Source organism: Streptomyces sp. NPDC088745, from assembly GCF_044751045.1.
GTDB classification, from domain to species: domain Bacteria; phylum Actinomycetota; class Actinomycetes; order Streptomycetales; family Streptomycetaceae; genus Streptomyces; species Streptomyces cremeus.
Map to the genome: position 1 here is coordinate 136,692 of NZ_JBIVLB010000016.1, position 12,668 is coordinate 149,359.

Annotated in this window: 15 protein-coding genes; 5 read left to right on the forward strand and 10 right to left on the reverse strand. The window is 68.3% G+C overall.

The annotated features are described in order from the left end of the window. A complete protein-coding gene (locus tag ACIP93_RS31690) occupies nucleotides 1-825 on the reverse strand; it encodes a hypothetical protein (protein ID WP_401764442.1) in 825 nt (274 codons plus the stop codon). Between the two features lie 461 nt (nucleotides 826-1,286). Here ACIP93_RS31690 and ACIP93_RS31695 point away from each other — a divergent pair, with 461 nt between their 5' ends. Continuing rightward, the gene (locus tag ACIP93_RS31695) at nucleotides 1,287-2,495 is read left to right on the forward strand and encodes a hypothetical protein (protein WP_401764445.1); all 1,209 of its coding nucleotides are present in this window, start codon (nucleotides 1,287-1,289) and stop codon (nucleotides 2,493-2,495) included. Between the two features lie 209 nt (nucleotides 2,496-2,704). On the opposite strand, the gene ACIP93_RS31700 is transcribed toward ACIP93_RS31695, so the two are convergent. From ACIP93_RS31700 to ACIP93_RS31735, 8 genes are all read right to left on the reverse strand, one after another. After that, the gene (locus ACIP93_RS31700) at nucleotides 2,705-3,277 is read right to left on the reverse strand and encodes a hypothetical protein (protein ID WP_401764448.1); all 573 of its coding nucleotides are present in this window, start codon (nucleotides 3,275-3,277) and stop codon (nucleotides 2,705-2,707) included. A gap of 305 nt (nucleotides 3,278-3,582) precedes the next feature. After that, entirely contained in the window at nucleotides 3,583-3,978 is a 396-nt protein-coding gene (locus ACIP93_RS31705; RefSeq protein ID WP_401764451.1) for a hypothetical protein, read from the reverse strand. Between the two features lie 106 nt (nucleotides 3,979-4,084). Beyond that, the gene (locus ACIP93_RS31710) at nucleotides 4,085-4,591 is read right to left on the reverse strand and encodes a DUF6624 domain-containing protein (RefSeq protein ID WP_401764453.1); all 507 of its coding nucleotides are present in this window, start codon (nucleotides 4,589-4,591) and stop codon (nucleotides 4,085-4,087) included. Nucleotides 4,592-4,674: 83 nt separating this feature from the next. Then, complete coding sequence (locus ACIP93_RS31715; protein ID WP_401764456.1) at nucleotides 4,675-5,115, reverse strand: DUF6420 family protein; 441 nt, start codon at nucleotides 5,113-5,115, stop codon at nucleotides 4,675-4,677. Nucleotides 5,116-5,172: 57 nt separating this feature from the next. Continuing rightward, nucleotides 5,173-5,349, reverse strand: coding sequence for a hypothetical protein (locus ACIP93_RS31720; RefSeq protein ID WP_401764459.1), 177 nt, complete (start codon nucleotides 5,347-5,349; stop codon nucleotides 5,173-5,175). 157 nt (nucleotides 5,350-5,506) lie between these two features. Continuing rightward, nucleotides 5,507-6,751, reverse strand: a complete 1,245-nt coding sequence (locus tag ACIP93_RS31725; RefSeq protein ID WP_401764462.1) for a PH domain-containing protein — start codon at nucleotides 6,749-6,751, stop codon at nucleotides 5,507-5,509. Next, nucleotides 6,748-7,305: a PH domain-containing protein gene (locus ACIP93_RS31730; RefSeq protein ID WP_401764465.1), complete on the reverse strand. Its 558-nt coding sequence runs from the start codon at nucleotides 7,303-7,305 to the stop codon at nucleotides 6,748-6,750. Before ACIP93_RS31730 ends, ACIP93_RS31725 begins: the two co-directional genes overlap by 4 nt. 308 nt (nucleotides 7,306-7,613) lie before the next feature. After that, nucleotides 7,614-8,174 carry a hypothetical protein gene (locus ACIP93_RS31735; RefSeq protein ID WP_401764468.1) on the reverse strand — a complete coding sequence of 187 codons (561 nt, stop codon included), beginning with the start codon at nucleotides 8,172-8,174 and terminating at the stop codon, nucleotides 7,614-7,616. Nucleotides 8,175-8,411: 237 nt separating this feature from the next. Here ACIP93_RS31735 and ACIP93_RS31740 point away from each other — a divergent pair, with 237 nt between their 5' ends. Next, entirely contained in the window at nucleotides 8,412-8,768 is a 357-nt protein-coding gene (locus tag ACIP93_RS31740; RefSeq protein WP_401764471.1) for a WhiB family transcriptional regulator, read from the forward strand. 809 nt (nucleotides 8,769-9,577) lie between these two features. On the opposite strand, the gene lexA is transcribed toward ACIP93_RS31740, so the two are convergent. Beyond that, complete coding sequence (gene lexA, locus ACIP93_RS31745; protein WP_401764473.1) at nucleotides 9,578-10,309, reverse strand: transcriptional repressor LexA; 732 nt, start codon at nucleotides 10,307-10,309, stop codon at nucleotides 9,578-9,580. 285 nt (nucleotides 10,310-10,594) lie between these two features. Between lexA and ACIP93_RS31750 the strand changes: the two genes are divergently transcribed. From ACIP93_RS31750 to ACIP93_RS31760, 3 genes are all read left to right on the forward strand, one after another. Further along, nucleotides 10,595-11,425, forward strand: a complete 831-nt coding sequence (locus ACIP93_RS31750) for an SDR family oxidoreductase (protein WP_401764476.1) — start codon at nucleotides 10,595-10,597, stop codon at nucleotides 11,423-11,425. A 138-nt stretch (nucleotides 11,426-11,563) separates the two neighbouring features. Then, nucleotides 11,564-12,055 (forward strand): hypothetical protein, encoded by a 492-nt coding sequence (locus tag ACIP93_RS31755; RefSeq protein WP_401764479.1) that lies wholly within the window; start codon nucleotides 11,564-11,566, stop codon nucleotides 12,053-12,055. A 251-nt stretch (nucleotides 12,056-12,306) separates the two neighbouring features. Continuing rightward, nucleotides 12,307-12,588, forward strand: coding sequence for an HU family DNA-binding protein (locus tag ACIP93_RS31760; RefSeq protein WP_398689139.1), 282 nt, complete (start codon nucleotides 12,307-12,309; stop codon nucleotides 12,586-12,588). The last annotated feature ends 80 nt before the right edge of the window (nucleotides 12,589-12,668 follow it).

The following is a 12,668-nucleotide window of genomic DNA, read 5'->3' on the forward strand; positions in this document are numbered from 1 at the left end:
TCAGGTCCACCCTGCTGCGCGCATCATGTTGAACGACGCTCGCTCAGCCGCCTCCTCTTCATCCTGGTTCACCTTGACGCTCTCCCAGCCCAGGCTCTCGGCGTACCGCAGCACACCGGACAGCGTCTCGTAGTCGTCGGGGCCATGAGGGCCGTCAAAAGGCGAGACCAGGACCGGTGACAGGGCTTGCCGTACCCAGTCGGAGACGACGGCCTCGTCTCCCTTGGGCATCCACGAGTAGTAGGGCATTCGTCCAAGCTCACCCAGCGCCTCTCTCAGGGCCTGGAACTCCGAGCCGGGACGCGGACGGGCCGCGCGGTCGAGGGCGTCGGCGAACGTCGCGAGCAGGGCGAGATCCGCCTCGGCTACCTCAATCGACGCCAGGTGCGTCACGTTCCCGCCGTCGGGCCCCACCAGCAGCAGCACGTTGGGCGGGTACTCCTCCGTCCCGTCCACCAGCTCCTCCGTCCCCTCGGGTAGTGCATTGCGCACCTGCCAGTACGCCTCGGTGACGTCCTCAATCGGCGCCTCGGGGATCGGCACTCCTCCGTTGTCCCGGTAGCCCACAAGCTCCCCCTCATGGTTCAGGACCATGTCCATGCGGAGCCTCAGGAGCAGTCCATCCAGTTCGTACATTCCGCGCAGGGCGTCCGGCACGAGCGGCAACAGCATGGTGCGGGTGGGGGAGGGGCGCAGTGGCCGGGCGTCGGCTCGGGTGCGATCGTTCGCCCGCATCGCCTCGGTGAACCGCAGGCCGGCGGCTCGGCTCAGCTCTCGCAGTTCCCGGGTACGCTTCCGCGACTTCCGGGGCGGATTGGTAGGCATGTCTGACTCCATGCAGCAGCGCGCCCCACGCACACGCCGCTCTGAAGGCAGGCATGGTCAGGTGCACGATGCGTCGAAGGACGGCTTGGCCTACCAACGAGGTCTCCAGCGTGGGCGGAGGGCCCCTTCAGCGGTCGGCGGTCGTGGCCGCCTGCCGGGCAGCATACCGGCTCGGCAGCGGCAGGATGAACGCGCAGACACCTCTACATACGCCGCCGCGCGCCGTCCGTCACGGCCTCATCGGCTTCTCTGCCCACGAGCGCGCGATCCTGGTCCCCGTCGGGCCGATTGCCCGCGTACGGGCCGCCGCGCTACCGTCAACGCGGCGTTAGTGACCGCCCGACTCCGATGCTGTGCGTCCCCACGTGACCAGCAGCTCCGGCGGACAAGGTTCTGTCGAATCTCACTCATCGATCACCTGTGCTTGAGATGCCGAAGTACGGGACGTGGGACCGCACGGGATGACGAGCACGATGACGCGCAACCGCAAGAAGAAGTTGGCGATCCGAGCCGAGGCCGATGGTGGCAGCCACGCCCGCGCCGCCCGACTTCACACCCCCGCCCCCAAGGAGATCCTGACGGCGGAAGTCCAGGACCGCCTGATCAACGCGTTCCAAGTCGAGGGCTGGCCTGTGGAGACCGACGGGTTCCCCGAAGGCGGCATCTGGACCGGCTGGCTTGGGCCGGTCTGGTCCATGCTCTCCCGCCCGGGTGGAACGGACACCGAGGCAGATCCCGACGACCCGGATCATTACGACCTCACCACCGTCCCCGAGCTGACCCTCATCACACCCAAGATCCCCATCAACTCCGGGGAAGCGATGGTGCTCACCTTGCCCGGCACTACACCACTCACAGACATCGTGCACACGGTATGGGAGGAACTCGGCCGCGCCCGCGCAGCTAAGGTCGACGCACTGGTCAACGACGCGCAATGCTCCCTGTGCGGCGACAGGTACCCGGCCGCGCACCTGCTGCCGGCCACCGAGCACGACCGGCTCGTCCTCTGCCCCTTCTGCGTATTCGATGGCGACATCCTCGGTGGCCACCCGCTGCGCCTGGCCTACCTCATCGACGCGCTGACCGACGAGGATGTCTCCGCGCCGGCGGGCTGGTCAGCCGTGACGGCGCTCTTGGCCTGCGCCGCAGGCCCGGACTTCCGCGAACGACTCGAAGGCGACGACGGCACTCTGCGGCTACCACTGCCGCACTGGTTCGACCCTGGCCAGGTATGGGTGTGGCTTCCTCCTGGCGACTTGCCGCCCGCCCTGCAGGCCCTGGGGCCAGGCACCAGCCTGAGTACCCTCGTCAGCGCGGTTGAGGCCGCCCACCCCAACCTGCGTGACCGCTTCCGTGCCGAGGTGGTCGACATCCTGGAAGAGGACGAGGAGGACAGTCCTCCCGCAGCGCGGGACTACCTGGTCGAGCAGCTGTGGCCGGCGTCCATCTGCTACGCCGTCACCACGGCTACCCAGTTCCGGGAGCGCCCCCACGGCCGCTCGCCGTGGGATCTCCTCAGCGGCGGCTTTGAAGAGGGCACTCTGGCCGACTACTTCGACGAGATCGGCAGCACCCTGAACCCCCATTCTCTCGGGCCGGTGTTCACCCTGTCGATCGGTGTGCCGCTCATCTCCAACGTGCTCGGCTTGAAGCCGGACCACGAGAACTGAGGTCCCCGCGCTCACCGACATTGGTAGGGCTCTGGCCCTCTACCCGGCGAGTAGAGGGCCAGAGATCGGCTTGCAACCGCACGGCAGCGTGACCGGAGCAGCTCACGACCTCCCGCAGAAGGGTCTCGCAGCGGGCATCGGTGTCGACAACACAATGGGCCGGAAGAGTGCCCCACGACCGGCAGATCCGGCGCCTACTGCCGGGCCCCTTACGGAAGACGGAAGTTCTGCTGTACCGCCTGGTCCACGATGTCCCGCATGATCGACCTGTCGTTGGCCAGGTCGCCGACATCGACCACGGCGAGCAGCGCGCACGTCAGGACGGCCGTGTGATTCGGGCCGGGCTGGTCGCCACGGTTCGCCCTCTCCGCCCGCCAGCCGTAGTACCAGGCCAGGACATCCAACTCCGAGTCCGCAGGGAGCTGCCCGATGAGCTCAGTAATGAAGGCGACCGCCTCCGCCTGGTCCTGCGCGGGCAGGTCCTCGACTGCGCTGCTGCCGACGATCCGCCCGACGAGCACCTGCCGCAGCTCGGCGATGCCGTCCGGGTCTTCGGCGGCCGTCTGCCGGTTCCCCAGGTACAGCCCGGCGACCGACCCGATGAGGAAGACCGTCGCGCGGTGGGTGTCTTCCATGGCCGGGACAGGGCGATAGTTCTTGATGAACCGGACGGCCTTCTTGCGGCGAGCCGATGGCTCGCTCGCCGCCAGCACCAGCGACCAGGCCACGTGCACGGCATTGGCCGGCGGCAAGGCATCGGTGTGTTCGTCGGTAACGGGCATGGCGGTTCCTCCCCAGACGTGCGGATCGCGCTCACGGTTGACGGCGCGCAGGAAGAGCCCGTGCCGGGGCGGGCTGCATCCCCGCTATCGCGGGAGCGACTGGGAGGCCGACTGTTCTCCGGGACCGAGTCTGCCGTCCAATGGACGGCACCTCAAGCCCGGCTTCGGTCGCGCCTCGACCAGTCGCACGGTGGCTGCTGGCATCGTTAACAGAGGAGCCCGCCCGGAGGCCCTTCGCACGTCGTCCCGGGCGGGCCACCGACGGCCATCCGCGGGTCAGGATGTGCAGCTCACCGCCCCACGGGTCACGCCGGGGGCGTCTCCGCGACCGGCGTTAGGTCCGATATCCGGCGCCCCAGGAGTCCGACCGCACACGGGCCGCACATGTCGCCGGCTCCTGTGACGTACAGCTGGGCGTCGGCTGCGTAGCACTTCGGGCAGTACGGACGTCCGGTGGCTTGGGCGCGCTCCTCTGCTGGGCACAGCCTCGGACCTCCGATCAGACCGGTGATGATGACACGGCCGCAGTGCGCGCACTCCAGGCCGTACAGCGCGTCGCGGTCACAGCGGGGGCACCGGGCGGCGGCCGGAGCTGCCGCCACCGGGGTCGGTGAGGACGCCGAGACCGGTGCTATCAGGCCGGAGGCCTCGGAGCATCCCGGGCTGGGCACGGCGAGCGCGGCGGTGTGAGAGGCGGTCATAGTCGAGAGGCTCCTTCGGAGAGGCCGAGGCGTCGGCCTCATTGAGCCCTAACCGTTCGGGGCCGGCACAGCGCTGGCGAATCCCCCGCGTCCATGAGCGCCAGCATCAGACGGCCTCAGGATCGCGGCCGCGCATACGCCTGTCGTACTCCGCAGCGGATTCCAAGCCCATGGCGGCACGTCGAGCATCGAGCAGTTCCGGTTCGGCCACGGTGTACGGCTGCAGCTTCCCGTCCGGGGCTTTGATGTACTGAGTCCCGTATACCTGCGGTTCGTCGGCTGCGACCCGAACCCGGTCGGTGAGGTAGGCAAGATGGCGAGGCAGGGCCTCACCATCCGCAACAGCGTCCTGAAGGAGACCGAGCACCTGACGTTGAAGATCGAGATCGCGGTCGGCGTGCTGGACCAGGAGCCACGCTTCGTCGGCTCCCTGCTCGCCGACCAGGCTGATTCCTAACCAGCCATGTGCCGCGATGGCCTGTTTGAGCCAAGCGGTGTTGTCGGCGTCGACCCGGACAAGGTCGCGGCCGTCGCCGGTCTCGAGCATCCGCTGGCGGGCCGCCTGGTCCTGTGCAGCACGGCGGTGAAGGTCGGCAGCAAGATCGTGGTTCATCAGTTCCTCCGCGTGAGGTCTGCCGAGTCCCTGGCGCCCCTGAGCGCTTCCTGGACCCGCTGGTCGGATGGGGCTGGCGAACCTCAATCGGCGGGGCTCCCGTGTTCCTCCGGGGCCGTTCGACGGACGGGGCCAGCCAGCGCCTCGGTGTCCTTCAAGAGCCGGTCGACGGGGCGCTCGTCGCCGAGTTCGATGGCGAGCGCGGCCCGAACGAAGGTGGTGAGCTCGATGCTGCCGGTCCGTAGTGCGAAGGAGCGCAGGACCGCCCCCGCGGCAGCGACGTGGTGACGGCACCCGGCGTGCAGGCAGTGGCCCTCAGCAGCGAGACCGAGCCGCTCGAAGAGGGCGGTCTTCTCTGCGGTGAGCTGGGCCGGGCAACCAAGGTGGTCCAGTGTGATCTGGAGGTGCTTGCCATCCTTCCTGACGGTCAGCCGCCCGCCGCCTGGTGTGACGTAACGGCCGCCGACCTCCACGGTGCCGTACGGGTGCAGCAGCGGCAGGTCCTTCTCCCGGGCGTGCAGCACCGTGGAGGTTGTCGTACTCGGTGTACGGGCCGGCGGCGCCGCGGTCTTCGCTGGTCATCAGGTGCTTGTCTCCTGCGTGCGGTCGATGAGCTTGCGCTCCTGGTCCTCGTCGTCCTGGTCCTCGTCGTCCTGGTGGTCGTCGGCGGGCCAGATGCCGAATGGGCCGGACAGGCCCGGGCCAGCAGCGCCGAGCTGGGCGGCCCCACCCTTGAGTCGATGGTGAGCACGGATCACGGGCGCGGTCTCCTGAGGCAGACGAGCGGTACATCCCTATGGTGGCCTCTGCCGGAAGGCGCGTACGCGCCTTCCGGCCTTCCTCACGACAGTCATCTACAGGCTCGAAAACGGGCTGCCCCGGGGTACGGAACCACGCGATCGGCGTGGACCGAGGTCAATGAAGCATGGACGCCTGGTGCAGGCGGTGCGCAAGATCGGTTGACTCGGCAGATGTGCGGTGGACTGCTGACACGCGGTTCCCTCCTGCCATGTGCGCGTGCACGTTGGCGAGGCCGAGTCTGCGCTGCCATGGCCCCTGTCGAACGCTGACCGTCTGAATTCGGGCAGCGGGGCAGATCGTGATGCTGTTGCGGAAGAAGTAGCCGCGCCAGGTGGCGAAGTACCCATTGCCGAGGCGGTAGCCGAGCGCCCTGTGGAAGGGCGTCGCCCTGCGGGCTTTCCCAGGCGCCGGAATGGGAGCGTGGAGATGGGCCACGGCGTCCGCTCCAAGGAGGTGAAGCACCAACTTCTCGGCGACGGTGCGCGGGCACACAGGCAGCAGCACGCCAGGTCTTCCCGCTCCGGCCACGGCCACCCGCACCTCGACCCAGTTGAACCGTCGCCACAGAACGGGCTGATGGAGTTCGACGGATGCGACGCGGGAGGCCCGGTAGGTGTACTGCTGGGTGTCGAACAGGCCATGGTCGGTGCGATAGCTGCCCTCGGCGATACGGGTGACCGACCACCGGCTGTAGGTGAAGAGCCGCCGCCCCGTCAGCTTCCACACCTTGGGCACACAGGCGACCAGCGTCGAAAGGGTGAACAGCTCGCCGGAGAGAACGTACGGGCCTACGCCGATTCCGACGAGGAGGAGCGACTTGAGGTTCGTTCCGAGATCAAGGAGGAGAGCCACGACCAGGTCCGCAGTCCTGACCTGGTGCAGCCGCTCATCGGCGGTGTCTTCGGCGAGGATACGGGCCTTGAGCGCTCTCGCCTGATTGAGGGTGAGGTAGGAGAGGGTCATCGTCGTGCCCGACATCACGACTCGGAGGGTGCAGACCCCAAGAAACCTGCCGAAGAAGGGCTGGCCGATGTCGACGCTCTGGACGTGGTGAAGCTCGCAGTGCCGCCGGACCTTGAAGAGCAGGCCACTGCGGTACTCGAGTTCGTCACCATCCAGGCTGTAGTGGCTCAGTCTCCACGACGCAATGAACAGGCTCAGGACGACCGCGACAACCACCGTTACGGCTGTACAGGCGACCCAAAGGGGCACGTCGATCTTGTTCCTCGCGTCTGCAGTCCCCACGCTGAAGAGGTTGTGCTGCTGGTACGCCAGACCTGCAAGCGCGGCGAGCACGGCCCAACTGCGCCGCAGCGGGGTGGCCGGATGCAGGCGGCCCTGCAGGGGAGACAGCGTCATACCGGCAGCCTCCGCTTCCGGGCGAGGTCGGTCAGCCGGTCGCGCAGCTCGTACGCCGTCTGCGGGTCGACGTCGGCGATGGCGTTACGCCCGGCCGCGCTGCTGATGGTGACGGTGGCCAGGTGGTAGCGGCGTTGGATGGGACCGGAGACGACGTTGACCTCCTGTATCCGGGCGTAGGCCAGGACCGTGAACCGCCGGTAGAGAAGACCGGCGCGTATGTACAGCTCCTCATCGCCCAGGTGGTAGCCGCGAAAGCGCCAACCGGCCCTGATGCGATCCCAGCGCCAGGCGTACAGAACGACGGGGACCAGGACGAGGGAGAGCAGCGCCGGATGCCACCAGCTGACCATCTCGTGCCAGGTCCGTGCCTTGCTCATGAGCGTGTGGATGAGGGTGGTGCCGGTCGCGGCCGTCGCCCCGATCAGGGCGCTCATGCCCAGGATGTGCAACGCGGCCGCAATCCGGTGGACGCGGACGGTGCGCGCGGGGTGCTGGGTCATCTCCACGCGGTCGAGCGTGAAAGGTGGTTCGGGTCTGATGTAGCGGGCCATGCCGGAGGTCCTGCTTCCCTGGAGCGAGATGGTGTGCACAGCGGAGCGTCGTCGTGCACGGCTCGCTCAGCGAGGCGCCGCGAATCTTGATGAAGGGTGACGTCCCCCGCTACCTGCGGCCGCAGGCGCCGCCGGCGCCGTGGGCGCCGTGGTGAGAGGCCGTAACGAACCAGTCGTACAGCCGTGCGGCGTCGCTCGTTCAGGACAGGTCAGGGAAGGGCCGGACCGCAGCCTGGGGCGCGCTCGTCACCCGGGTTACAAACGGCGGTCTGAACCCCACCAGGGTGCCCGCGCGTCCCAAGCTCCTCTCAACCGATGGGTCGTGTCCAGCCGTGCTCGGGTGACCGCAGACCTGTGATCCCTGGCCGATCGCGGTACGGGTAGAGAGGAGTGGCGGCTGCCGCCTCGGGGAACGACCCGGCAGGGCTGATCGCACAGGGCGGGCCGGGCCACTCGGTCTGCGCCCAGTGGATCGCCGCACGGCGGCTCCACTCGCGGCGCAGGGTCACGCCAGTCTCGGGCAGCCAGACGATCCAGTCGCCGCGGCCGTGCCGACGGTGGCTCCACAGAGCGAGGAGAACGAGGCCGATGATGGCCTCGGCAGCGGCCAGAGGCAGGAGCAGAAGGCGGGCCGCCTCGTCGGCGGCTGTGGCGAGGAGAGCAGCCACGGTCGCGCCGGTCAGCCACGCAGGCCAGTACCAGTACGGGCGAAGCTCAAGCGTCCGGCGATGCGCCATAAGCGCTGCGACCAGCAGACCACTGGCTGTGACAGCCAGGAAGAGTGTGCCGGTGACGAGCGTCAGGAAGGCACACACCGCCGCCCCACAAGCAAGACTGCCGGCGGTCCTGCGATCTTGTGCCTGCGGCATCGTGCTCTTCCCTTCGGTCCTTCGAAAGATCTCTACGTCAGTTGGCGCGGCCCGTGCCCAGGGACTCCTGGGCTGCGGAGTTCCAGCCGTAGACGGTAGGTATCTGGCCAGCTGTTCACTCGATCGGGTCACTGTACGCGGCCGCTATTTCGTCGCAGAAACGGTTGGCGTAGCGTCGCGGCACTTGCCTGCTGAGTTTGGCGGGGGAGGGGATGACGAGGTGAGAGGGCGGGGTCGGTGAACAAGGGGGGCCAGGAAACCTGGCGTGCACGAGGATCATGTCGGACAGGAGACCCGGAAGAGCTTTTCGTTCAAGGCTCGGCTCAGAGCAGAGCAAAAGCTATTTGCACGGGCTGCCCGGTGCGGACCGAATGCCTCGCATACGCCCTCGATCACAGGGAAGAGCATGGCGTTTGGGGTGGAATGACCGAGCGTGAACGCCGCGCTCTCTTGCGCAGGCGCCCGACCGTCACGTCGTGGCAGGGCCTGCTCACCGCAGCCCGGACGGAGCACGACCGACGCTCCGTCGCCGAGAGCGCTTGGAGCGTTCGGCAGGAGTCCTCGACGAAGAGCGCCAGCACCTCCGTTGCTTGATCAACGGAGGAGGTCCGCTGGCGATGCTTTCTACTCCGGCCGGCGGCCGCAGTTCGGACACGGGAATTCAAGCCCGGGGCTGTAGACGGCGTCGCAGTCCCGGCAAACCGCCAGATGGACGTAGTTGCAGCTGCAGCCGGCGTCGGTGCATGAGTCAGCGCCAGGGCACACGTACGGGTCCCCCACGGGCGCCGGGCGCGGCAGACGCTCCCTCGGGGGGAGGGTCTCCAGGTAGGCGCGGTAATCCGAGTTCTCCCGCGTCGGGCAGCCCTCCGGGCATGGACCGGACAGCCACGGGTCATGCCCTGCGATCGGGTCAGTTACTTCGCAGCGGGGAGCGATCCACGGATCCCAAGACGGCTGGTTGTACGCACTGCGCTCGCGTCGTACGGCCTTGGCCGCTTCGGTGTACGACTCGCCGGTGTCCTCTCCGCGGCGGCGTACACGGCTTTTACGGGCGTGATCAGCAGGCATGGCAGCTCCGTGGGCATTCAGAAGGTCTGAATGCGCTGGTGCAGAGCACCTTTCCGTAGCGCGTCAGCCGGGCCGACAACGCGGGCCTGCGCACGGCCCGCCCCACGAGAATCTGGGGCGCGCCGAGCGTAACAGCCCCTGGGAGCCGGATCAGGCGGTGCCACCCGCACGGGGGCAACGCAAGGCCCGGGGCCCCTGGCGCCTCTGCAGGATGGCGAACTGCCGGAGGGGTGTTGCGCCCCCGTCTGATCACCTTGGACGACAGGGTGCGCGCCAGGTCGCGCGGGGAGGAGCGGTAGCTCCGGCAGCTCGTGCCGCCGTCGGACAGGAAAGGGTCACACGGATCGCATGACGGCAACGACCTTGCCCAGGATCGCCCCGTCATCTCCCAGCCTGATCGGTCTGTAGGCCAGGTTGCAGGGCATCAGCCATGCTCCGTCGTCCGCGATACGGAGCTTCTTCACGGTCGCCTCACCGTCGCTCAGGAGAGCGGCCACGATATCGCCGGGCTCGGCACTGCTCTGACGGCGCACGGTCACCACATCGCCATCACGGATGCCGGCATCGATCATGCTCTGGCCGGCGACCAGGAGTGCGAACAGGTCGCCGTGGCCAACTACCGCACGAGGCATTGGAAGCACGTCTTGGACATCCTGTTCGGCCAGGATTGGCGGTCCGGCGGCGATGCGTCCTACGAGCGGGACATGCGCCACGGCGGCCGCTCGCGCCGCTTGGGCGGCCCGCTCGGCCACGTCCTCGTCAGAGGGCGTAGGCAGCCGGTGGGCGTCGACCAGCGCCTGGGCGCGGGGAGCGAGGGCATACGCCCGCGGGCGCTGAGGGTCACGGCGCAGAAAGCTCTTGCGCTCGAGTGCCTGGAGCTGGTGAGCGACCGAGCTGGTGCTGGAGAGCTTCACCGCTTGCCCGATCTCACGCATCGAGGGCGGGTAGCCGCGCTCTCGGACGGAGCTCAGGATGCAGGTCAGGACGGCGCGCTGGCGCGACGTCAGGCCGTCAGCGTCCTCTCGGATACCCGGCGGCCGGCCAGGAAGAGCAGTATCGGCGTGCATGGAACCCCCCTTGCGATCTTGCGTGGAACCGAACGTAACCGCATGTATTCAGAAAGGGAACATTATTTCGATGCGAGCTCTGGCTGTCGCCCCTCCCCGAACCGCATGGCGCCCCTTGGCGAGCACCCTTCCGAGAGGTGTCACGGTTGAGGCAGTCCGGCAACGAGCTGCAGCGGGCTCCTCACCCCGGCCGAAAGCCTGCACCCTCCGGGAGTAGAGGCGGACCCTTATGGCTCCAGGCGAGATTCCGGGTCGGGACGGCGATGGATCCTCTACGGTCGCGCCATGACTGTTTTGATCGTCGGCGGCAGTGGACTCCTCGGGGCTGAGCTGGTCCGCCAATCGACAGCAGCGGGGCACACGACTGCCGCGACCTTCGCGTCCAGGCCCGGCAGCGTCCCGGCCGCAGCGTGGTACGAGCTGGACCTTCGGAACCCTGACCGCCTCGAAGCCGTGATGACGGAGGTGAGGCCCAGCGTCGTGATCAACGCCACCAGCAGTGACGCTGACTGGACAGTCACAGCTGAGGGCCCTATCCGCTTGGCCATGGCTGCGGCCCAGCACGACAGCCGCCTCGTCCACGTTTCCAGCGACGCGGTGTTCTCCGGCCTGGGCCGCGTTCACTACAACGAAGCCTGTGATCCTGACCCGCTGACCCCGTACGGCGCCGCAAAGGCCGCGGCGGAGACAGGCGTACGCCTCCTGTACCCGGCTTCCGTCATCGCCCGCACCTCCCTCATCATCGGCGGCACCGGATCCGCACATGTGCGCATCGTCCACGACCTCGCAGCCGGCCGCCGCGACGGAGCGCTGTTCACCGACGACATCCGCTGCCCCGTGCACGTCACCGACCTCGCCGCCGGCCTGCTGGAACTCGCCGCCACCGACGCGCGCGGCGTACATCACCTTGCGGGCGCCCACGCCGTTACCCGATACGAGCTCGGCGTCCTCATCGCCCGCCGCGACCGACTCGACCCCTCCCGGCTGCCCCAGGGTCTGCGGGCGGACACGACGCTTCCCGGGGCGCTCGATGTCCGCCTCGACAGCCGCCGTACCCAACGAAAGCTCCGCACCACCCTCCGCGGCGCCCGCGACTTCCTTGCCCCCAGCGTCTGAACGTCGACTGTGCGTCTCCGTGGCGTGAAACAGCGCTCGGCGGCCGATGCGACTCCACCCCCAGAACCACCAGCCGCTCGACCTGCATAGGGTGCTCCCTACTTCCCCGAAACGCCGACCCGACCTGACGGAGCCCGTGTGTCTTCCCCTCCCGAGCACGAGAGGGCAGAGATCCTGCTGCCAGCCATGGCCCGCGCTCTGGGCCGCATCCGGTACCTCGCCAAAGACCTCGCGGACATCGCCGACGTATTCGACGACATGGACCAGGCCATCGCCGACGGCATCTCCATACCCGTCGAGGAGGTGCCGGAGATGACCGGCACAGCCGAGTCCCTCAGTGAGAGCGAGCGCGCCCTGGACGCGCTCCTGTCCCGAGCGCTGCTGAAACTGCCGGATGACCTGACAGCAGGGCTACCCGAGGACGACTTCGACGCAGCAATGGAGCAGCAGTTTCAGACCTCTTGGCAGAAGGCTGCCGAGGCCATCGCCGCCGGTGAGCTGAACTACGCCACTCAGGTACTCCAGCACACCCCTTACTCGGCGCTCGCCCGTATCGAGAAGGGGCTCGCGCACTGGGCACACTGCCTGGAGGCGGCGCAGTTCCGACGGAATCCGCCTGAGCGCACCTGATGTCCTCGTCGACGGACAGCTATCGACTAGCCGTGACGTGAGGGCAGATCTCCCCTACCGACGGCACCGTTGTGGCGACCGCGGTCATCTGCCGTCGGCGTCCCCGCCATCGTCTGGGGGTGCTCGGCCGGGCGGCCAGCCCCGTTCGGCACGTCGACTACGTTCCGTTGTCAGTGCCGGATGCGAGGATGGCGACACCCCGGCCGAAGCACCTGCCGACTGGGGACGCTCAGAGACTTTGGAGTAACCGCATGAACCGCAGTGAGCTGGTGGCAGCGCTCGCAGACCGGGCCGAGGTGACCCGTAAGGACGCTGACGCTGTTCTGGCAGCCTTCGCCGATGTCGTCGGCGACATCGTCTCCAAGGGCGACGAGAAGGTCACCATCCCCGGGTTCCTCGCCTTCGAGCGCACCCACCGTGCCGCTCGCACTGCCCGTAACCCGCAGACCGGCGACCCGATCGACATCCCGGCCGGCTACAGCGTGAAGGTCTCGGCCGGTTCCAAGCTGAAGGAAGCCGCCAAGGGCAAGTAGCGGCATCCGCAGCGGGGCCCCCCCCCCCCGGGGGGGGGCCCCCCGCCCGCCGCCAGGGTTCAGTCGGCAGGCATGGCCCC

Bases quoted from the DNA above. Each gene is read 5' to 3' on its own strand.
- ACIP93_RS31690 (WP_401764442.1), bottom strand. From the start codon at position 825: ATGCCTACCAATCCGCCCCGGAAGTCGCGGAAGCGTACCCGGGAACTG.
- ACIP93_RS31695 (WP_401764445.1), top strand. From the start codon at position 1,287: ATGACGAGCACGATGACGCGCAACCGCAAGAAGAAGTTGGCGATCCGA.
- ACIP93_RS31700 (WP_401764448.1), bottom strand. From the start codon at position 3,277: ATGCCCGTTACCGACGAACACACCGATGCCTTGCCGCCGGCCAATGCC.
- ACIP93_RS31705 (WP_401764451.1), bottom strand. From the start codon at position 3,978: ATGACCGCCTCTCACACCGCCGCGCTCGCCGTGCCCAGCCCGGGATGC.
- ACIP93_RS31710 (WP_401764453.1), bottom strand. From the start codon at position 4,591: ATGAACCACGATCTTGCTGCCGACCTTCACCGCCGTGCTGCACAGGAC.
- ACIP93_RS31725 (WP_401764462.1), bottom strand. From the start codon at position 6,751: ATGACGCTGTCTCCCCTGCAGGGCCGCCTGCATCCGGCCACCCCGCTG.
- ACIP93_RS31730 (WP_401764465.1), bottom strand. From the start codon at position 7,305: ATGGCCCGCTACATCAGACCCGAACCACCTTTCACGCTCGACCGCGTG.
- ACIP93_RS31735 (WP_401764468.1), bottom strand. From the start codon at position 8,174: ATGCCGCAGGCACAAGATCGCAGGACCGCCGGCAGTCTTGCTTGTGGG.
- lexA (WP_401764473.1), bottom strand. From the start codon at position 10,309: ATGCACGCCGATACTGCTCTTCCTGGCCGGCCGCCGGGTATCCGAGAG.
- ACIP93_RS31750 (WP_401764476.1), top strand. From the start codon at position 10,595: ATGACTGTTTTGATCGTCGGCGGCAGTGGACTCCTCGGGGCTGAGCTG.
- ACIP93_RS31760 (WP_398689139.1), top strand. From the start codon at position 12,307: ATGAACCGCAGTGAGCTGGTGGCAGCGCTCGCAGACCGGGCCGAGGTG.